Genomic DNA, 6,246 nt, shown 5'->3' on the forward strand with positions numbered 1-6,246 from the left:
GCTCGGGCCGCGGCCTATGACGGTCCGCAGCCGGGCACCTTCACCGGCCTCGGGTTCGACACCTGCGCCGCCCCGTCGAACGCGTCGATGAAGGCGTGGCTCCAGTCGCCGTACCGGGCGATCGGCATCTACATCGGCGGCGTCAACCGGGGCTGCGCGCAGCCCAACCTCACGCCGAGCTGGGTGGCGACGCAGCAGGCGGCCGGTTGGCGGCTCTTTCCGCTCTACGTCGGGCTCCAGGCGCCCTGCTCGACGTACCAGCGGAAGATCGATCCGACCCGCGCGGCGGCCCAGGGCCGTGAGGCGGCCGACGACGCGGTGCGCAGCGCCCGGGGTCTCGGGCTCTGGCTGGGCAGCACGATCACGTTCGACATGGAGCACTACCCGGCGGGGAACGCCGCGTGCACCGAGGCGGTCAACTCCTTCGTGAGCGCGTGGACCACCCGGCTGCACGAGCAGAGGTACTTCTCCGGTCTCTACACCCCGGTCTCCTCGGCGGGGTTGGCGGATCAGGTGGCTGCGTACCAGCGGCCGAGTCACGCCCGCCCCGACATGATCGACTTCGCTCGCTGGGACGGCGTCCAGACGGTGTCGGACAGCGCGTTGCCGGTGTCGCACTGGATGCCCGGCGGGCGGATGAAGCAGTACCGGGGCGACCACCACGAGACCTGGGGCGGGGTGCGGATCAACATCGACAGCAACTACCTCGATCTCCGGCAGCAGCGCCAGGCTCCGCCGAGCTGGTCGCGGTTCCGGGCCCTGCGGGACGTGCCCCGGATCATCGACCGGCTCCGTGTACGTCCGCCGACCCGCTGACGCCGGCTTTCGGGCCAGGGTGGGCCGAATGTCGGACAGCCGGTGCGACCCGGCGCGTGGAACTTCCAAAACTTGTCCGTGACCCACGTCACTCCCGACGGGGAGGTCGTTGGGCAGGTCATGGACGTCTTCTCCCGAACGTTCCTTCCCGCCGCCGCCGAGGCCGGCCTCGCGGTCCAGACCCTCGGCCGGCACATGCCGGTCTTCCGGCGCTGCGTCGGGACCGGTGACGCCACCATCCTGGTCACCCGTTGCAGCCGCCCCGACCGGCCGGTCACCGGCGACTACCTGCTGCTGCTCACCCACCGGCGGCTGGTGGTGACCCAGCAGACCCGGTTGCTGCACCGGCTGCGCCTGCACCTCAACACCGAGCTGCGCGAGCTGAGCAACGTCACCTGGAGCCCCGACCCGCGGCTGCACTCGGTCGAACTGGCCGCCACCGCGATCGACGGGATCCGTGAGCGGTTCCTGATCCGCGCGACCCACCCGAAGCGGGTGTGGCAGCTCGACGCGCTGCTCAACCACGCGTTCCGGACCCGCCTGCGGACACCGCGCGAGCGGGTCGTCGCCACCATCGGCGACGCGCCCACGACCTCGCGGCCCGGCGTGTTCCGCCCCGCCGTGGCGCGCTGACACTCCACCGCGCCGGTGAGGGCCGTTCGCCTCGCCTTTACCAAACCCGAACACGGACCGATCGCGTCGACGCCACCGGGTCGGCAATCATGGGCCGGTGACCGTCGACCCGCCGCACCGCGGGCTCGTCCTCGTGGTCGAGGACGAGCCGGCCATCGCCGACCTGGTCCGGCTCTACCTCACCCGTGACGGGTTCGGCGTCCACCTGGAGCGCGACGGGGAGGCCGGCCTGTCCGCCGCCCGTCGGCTGCGTCCGGTGGCCTGCGTCCTGGACATCGCCCTGCCCGGCCTGCCCGGCACCGAGGTCTGCCGGCGGCTGCGGGAGGCCGGCGACTGGACGCCGGTCATCTTCCTCACCGCTCGTGACGACGAGGTCGACCGGATCGTCGGTCTGGAGTTGGGCGCCGACGACTACGTCACCAAGCCGTTCAGCCCCCGGGAGCTGGTCGCCCGGGTGCGCGCGGTGCTGCGTCGCACCGCCGGCGGCCCGGAGGGCGCGGACCGGCCGCGCGTCGTCGGCCCGGTGACCCTCGATCCGGCCCGCCGGACGGTCACCGCCGCGGGCGCGCCGGTGCAGCTCACCTCCACCGAGTTCGACCTGCTGGCGCATCTGATGGCCCGGCCCGGCCGGGTCTTCACCCGCGAGGAGCTGTTGGCCGGGGTGTGGGGTTACGCCGCGCACGCCGGCACCCGCACGGTGGACGTGCACGTCGCCCAGGTACGGGCGAAGCTCGGCCCGGCCAGCGTCATCCGGACCCATCGCGGCGTGGGGTACGCCGTCGATGCCTGATCACCCCGGCCCGCAGTCGCCGCCGGCGCGCCCCGAATCGCCGACCATGGCCCTGCCCGTGATCGGCGTCGGTCCGCCGTCCGCACCCCGGCGCAGCCGGTTCGGCCGGACGCTGACCGCCCGCGCGGTGCTGGTCACCTGCGCGGTGGCGCTGGTGTCGGTGCTGGTCACGGCGATCGTCGCGCTGCCGCTGGCGATCCGCGGTGCCGAGCGCCGCGATCAGGAGGCGCTCGCCGCGCAGGCCCGGCTCGCCGCCGAGGTGTTGCGGACCCGGCTGGACCGGGGCCGCACCGCCGACGAGGAGCGGCTCATCCAGCAACTGCGCGACCAGGGCATCGACGCGTACCTGATCCGGCGCGGGACGGTCGACCGGGCGGGCCTGCCGGCCCGGGTGGTGCAGCGGATCGAGCAGGGCCGCAACGTGTCGGTCCGCCGGCCGGTCAACGGCCGGGCCGCCCTGGTCGAGGGTCGGGCGCTGCCCAACGGCAACGGGGTGGTGCTCTCCCGCCCCTCGGCGAACGGGTTGTGGGCGCAGGTGCTGCTCAGCCTCTGGTTACCGCTGCTGGCGGGGCTGGCCGCCGGTGTGGTGGCCGGTCTGCTGCTGGCCCGCCGCCTGGCCCGCCCGATCCGCGTCGCCGCCACCGCCGCCGCCCGGCTGCGCGCCGGTGACCGCGCGGTCCGCGTGCCGGTCGAGTCGCCGGACGAGGTCGCCGACCTGGCCGAGGCGCTGAACGGGTTGGCCGCGGCACTGGCCACCAGCGAGGGCAGACAGCGGGAGTTCCTGCTCTCCGTCTCGCACGAGCTACGGACCCCGTTGACCGCGATCCGGGGGTACGCCGAGGCGCTGGCCGACGGGGTGCTCGGCGCGGACGACACGGTCGACACCGGCCGGACGGTGCTGGCCGAGGCCCAGCACCTGGATCGCCTGATCGGTGACCTGCTGGCGCTGGCCCGGCTGGAGGCCGCCGACTTCCCCCTCGAACCGGTGCCGGTGGACCTGGCACGGCTGGCCATGGACGCCGAGCCGACCTGGTCCGGCCGGTGCGCGGCGGTGGGCGTGCCGTTCCGGGTGGAGACGCCCGGTCAGCCGGTGCCCGCGTACACCGATCCGGGACGGATCCGGCAGGTGGTGGACGGGCTGCTGGAGAACGCGCTGCGGGTCGTACCCCCGGGTGCGCCGGTGGTGCTCGCGGTCCGGCCGGTCGGCGCGGACCCGGCCGCCGGCGGTGTGCTGGAGGTCCGCGACGGCGGACCGGGCTTCACCGACGACGACCTGGCGGTGGCCTTCGAGCGGGGCGCGCTGCACCAGCGTTACCGGGGGGTGCGCAAGGTGGGCAGCGGGCTCGGGTTGGCGTTGGCCGCCGGGCTGGTCCGCCGGCTGGGCGGGGAGATCGTCGCCGGCCACGCGCCGGAGGGCGGCGCGGCCTTCACGGTCCGGCTGCCCGGTGATCCTTACCGGACCCGAACATCGGCCTGACGCTCCGCTCGTCGTCCCGGGGAAGGCTGAGGGCTCCACGGACGAGAGGAACAGTCATGCCACGTTGGGGTTTCGCCACCGGCACCACGGCACTGCTCGCGGCGGTCGCGCTCGGCCTCACCGGCTGCGGTGCGGCCGAGGTGGCCAGCCAGCCCGCCCGCGAGGCCGCCGTCGACGTCGTCGCGGCGATGGGGGTGGAGGGTCAGGCACTCGCCGCGATGGGCTTCGACGCCGACGACCTGGACGTGCAGACCGTCGCCGCGCCGGCCACCCCGACGCCCGGCGCCTCCCCCTCCGCGAAGGACAAGGCCCGGGAGAAGCGGGGCGAGGAGTCGCGCAAGCGCCGCCAGGCACACGTTCTGCTGCGCAAGAACACCCTGCACGGCGAGGCCGTGGTGAAGACGAAGGACGGGGATACGCAGACCGTCGCCGTGCAGCGCGGTGAGGTGACCGCGATCGACGGCGACTCGATGACCGTCAAGTCCACCGACGGCTTCAGCATGACCTGGACCTTCGGCGACGACCTGCGGGTCGTCGAGCGACGGGCCACCGTGCAGGCCAGCGACGTCAAGGTCGGTACGACGCTCGGCGTCGCCGGAGCGAAGGACGGCGACAAGGGCGCGGCCCGGCTCATCCTCATCCCGCACACCAAGTGAGCGAAGGGGCCCTGGTCGACGCCAGGGCCCCTTTCCCGAGGTGTGGTCAGCGGCCGGGCGGCAGCGCGTAGCCGACGTAACCCCGGAACTCCAACCGCCAGTCGACCGGCACCAGGTTGGCGCAGGCCGGCCTGCTGCCGGTGCAGACGATGGCGTCGACCGAGGACGGATCGGCCGGCGGTCGTTCCGGCAGCACCGACTGCAACGCCACCAGCTCCGGCGAGCCCCCGTCGGGCTGCCGCAGCAGCAGCCACCACGGGTACTCCCAGTTGTCGTTCTGCTGCGCAAGCCCGATCCGGCGGGCACCGCTGTCGCGGACCGCCGCCGCGGCCCAGCGGAACTCGTCGGCCCACTGCGGTCGACGCAGGAACCGGGTGTCCCAGTCCGAGGTGGTGAAGATTGAGCCGGCGCCGACGAGCCGGCGCGGGAAGCCGTACGACAGGGCGAGCACTCCGGCCAGCGCCGAGGTGGCCAGCACGGTGACCGCCGCGACCGTGGCCACCGATCGCCGTGCCGCCACCTTGGCCGTGCCGGCTGCCGGGTCCACCTGACGGCGGAGGAGCGCGTCCAGCCAGAGCCCGGCCAGCGGCACCGCGAGCACCAGGGCGTAGAGGATCAACCGGTTACCCCACGGCTGCCACTTGATCATCGACGTGTGCAGCAGGACCGTGGCCAGCACCACCACCGTGTACGCGCGCAGCGGCCCGGCCTGCCCGGAGTCGAGCCGGCGCGGTCGGGCGAGCGCGACGGCCGCGCCGATCAACGCCAGTGTCGCGGCGATCGGGAACGCCACCCGGTCCTCGTCCGGGTACCAGGCGGGCTCCGGGAAGACCTCCCGACCGAAGGTGATCGCCCGGTCCTGCGGGTCGACGCCGATCGCGTCCGCTCCGCTGATGATCGCCTCGGCCCCGGCCCTGCGCAGCGGCGCCAACGGGGTGTCGAACGCGGTGTGCCCGATCCGTAGCGCGTTGACCAGGACCGACGCCGGATCGTGCCGTTCCATCGGGATGGACTCCCGCAACCGGGGCGGCCCCAGCGGGTGCCCGAACTCGGCGGTCACCCGGGCCAGGAACGGACCGACGACCACGGCGGCGACCAGCAGGATCAGCACCGAACCGCCGACCGTACGAGCCACCGAGCCGGCCGGCCGGGACCGCCGACCAACTGCCGCGTAGCCGGTCCGGGCGAGGCGGAGCTGGGCCAACCCCCAGAGCACCAGCAGCGGGCCGACCGCGATCAGGCCGCTGGTCTTCGTCACCGCGGTCAGACCGGTGGCAGTTCCCAACCCGAGCAGAGTGCCCCAGCCGGTCCGCCGACCCAGGCCGTCCAGCACGACGGTCGCCGCGCAGGCCACCCACGCCGCGCAGACCAGGTCGGTCTGCGTACTGGTCGCCTGGAGGGCCACCATCGGCGTGCTCGCCAGCACGAACGCGGTGAGCAGCTGGGCCCGCCGACCACCGCCGAGCTGCGCGGTGATCCGTGCGGCCACCAGCACGCAGAGCACCCCGGCGGCCCACTGCACCAGGTTGTGCAGCGCGTCCCCGCCGGTGAGCAGGCGCAGGTGCAGCAGCAGGTATTCGGCCCCGGGCGGGATGGTCACCTGCCGGTGGATGGCGGTGGGCCAGAAGTCCAGGTCACCCTGGGCGACCCAGTGCTCCACCTTTGGCAGGTGGTACGTCTGCGAGTCGAAGTTGTTCGGCTCGGCCAGCAGCGCGATCAGCAACTCCACCAGCACCAGCCCGCCGACCGTGCCGGCGAGCAGCCGCTCGCCCCGACCCGCCGTACGCCAGGTGTCGACCAGGGCGAGCAGGCCGGCGGGCGACCGGTCGGTCCGGGTCGGCGCGGGGGTGCCGTCGGCGGCGACCGGAGTGGGT

6 protein-coding genes are annotated in these 6,246 nt (G+C 74.0%); 5 read left to right on the forward strand and 1 reads right to left on the reverse strand.

The features are described 5' to 3' along the window. The 5 genes from JNW91_RS28520 to JNW91_RS28540 form a co-directional block, all read left to right on the forward strand. Positions 1–816, forward strand: an 816-nt coding sequence (locus tag JNW91_RS28520) for a DUF1906 domain-containing protein (protein ID WP_203178569.1), incomplete at its 5' end; no start/stop codon positions are given. Positions 817–936: 120 nt separating this feature from the next. Beyond that, the gene (locus tag JNW91_RS28525) at positions 937–1,449 is read left to right on the forward strand and encodes a hypothetical protein (protein WP_203178576.1); all 513 of its coding nucleotides are present in this window, start codon (positions 937–939) and stop codon (positions 1,447–1,449) included. Positions 1,450–1,546: 97 nt separating this feature from the next. Continuing rightward, complete coding sequence (locus JNW91_RS28530; RefSeq protein ID WP_203178571.1) at positions 1,547–2,239, forward strand: response regulator transcription factor; 693 nt, start codon at positions 1,547–1,549, stop codon at positions 2,237–2,239. Positions 2,240–2,285: 46 nt separating this feature from the next. Then, complete coding sequence (locus tag JNW91_RS28535) at positions 2,286–3,716, forward strand: sensor histidine kinase (RefSeq protein WP_238425871.1); 1,431 nt, start codon at positions 2,286–2,288, stop codon at positions 3,714–3,716. A gap of 56 nt (positions 3,717–3,772) precedes the next feature. Beyond that, the gene (locus JNW91_RS28540) at positions 3,773–4,372 is read left to right on the forward strand and encodes a hypothetical protein (protein ID WP_203178575.1); all 600 of its coding nucleotides are present in this window, start codon (positions 3,773–3,775) and stop codon (positions 4,370–4,372) included. A gap of 46 nt (positions 4,373–4,418) precedes the next feature. Here the strand turns inward: JNW91_RS28540 and JNW91_RS28545 are convergent. Continuing rightward, the coding region (locus JNW91_RS28545) for a hypothetical protein (protein ID WP_238425872.1) at positions 4,419–6,246 on the reverse strand (1,828 nt) is incomplete at its 5' end.

Origin of the sequence: Micromonospora parastrephiae (assembly GCF_016802865.1) — a bacterium.
In the GTDB taxonomy this organism is placed as follows: Bacteria; Actinomycetota; Actinomycetes; order Mycobacteriales; family Micromonosporaceae; genus Micromonospora; species Micromonospora parastrephiae.

Excerpts from the sequence above, each read along its gene's own strand:
- JNW91_RS28525 (WP_203178576.1), top strand. The coding sequence starts at position 937 with ATGGACGTCTTCTCCCGAACGTTCCTTCCCGCCGCCGCCGAGGCCGGC.
- JNW91_RS28535 (WP_238425871.1), top strand. The coding sequence starts at position 2,286 with ATGGCCCTGCCCGTGATCGGCGTCGGTCCGCCGTCCGCACCCCGGCGC.
- JNW91_RS28540 (WP_203178575.1), top strand. The coding sequence starts at position 3,773 with ATGCCACGTTGGGGTTTCGCCACCGGCACCACGGCACTGCTCGCGGCG.